Genomic DNA, 529 nt, shown 5'->3' with positions numbered 1-529 from the left:
AGAGACAGTCGTCGGACCGGTCGTTACGGCGGGCGGCTTCCTGCATGGCCATACCTATGGCGGTAACCCCGTCGCCTGCGCGGCCGGCGTTGCCGTTCTCGGCGAGGTCGACCGCCTTGGCCTGGTCGAGAATTCCGCTGTCATGGGCGAAGTGCTGAGGGCCGAACTCGAAGCGCTGTCGCGTCGCTTTCCTTTCGTTGCCGACGTGCGAGGCAAGGGCCTGTTCATGGGTGCGGAGCTCTACGCCGACCCCTTGGCCAGGACGCCGTTGCCACAGAATCTCAACGCCAATTTGCGGCTCATCGATCTGGCCTTCGAGCGTGGACTCATCATCTACTCGCGGCGCGTGCGCGGCGGGCCGGTGAGCGATAATTTCATGGTCTGCCCGCCTTTGATCACAACCCGCGAACAGATCGGCGAGATTATCGCGGTGCTTGGCGACACGCTGGAGGCACTTGCCGCCGAACTTGACCTGCCGGTCAATCACTGAGCCCTCGCCAAGGGAGAGCCGATATGGAGAGAGTGCTTG

Annotated in this window: 1 protein-coding gene; it reads left to right on the top strand. The window is 63.3% G+C overall.

The window, feature by feature from the left end:
* The coding region (locus EOA28_RS37995; RefSeq protein ID WP_148671221.1) for an aminotransferase class III-fold pyridoxal phosphate-dependent enzyme at nt 1–490 on the top strand (490 nt) is incomplete at its 5' end.
* Nucleotides 491–529 lie beyond the last annotated feature (39 nt).

Source organism: Mesorhizobium sp. M2A.F.Ca.ET.067.02.1.1, assembly GCF_004023285.1.
Lineage (GTDB): Bacteria > Pseudomonadota > Alphaproteobacteria > Rhizobiales > Rhizobiaceae > Mesorhizobium.
The sequence above is the reverse complement of the archived record's forward strand: the minus strand, read 5'-3'. Positions and strand labels throughout refer to the sequence as shown.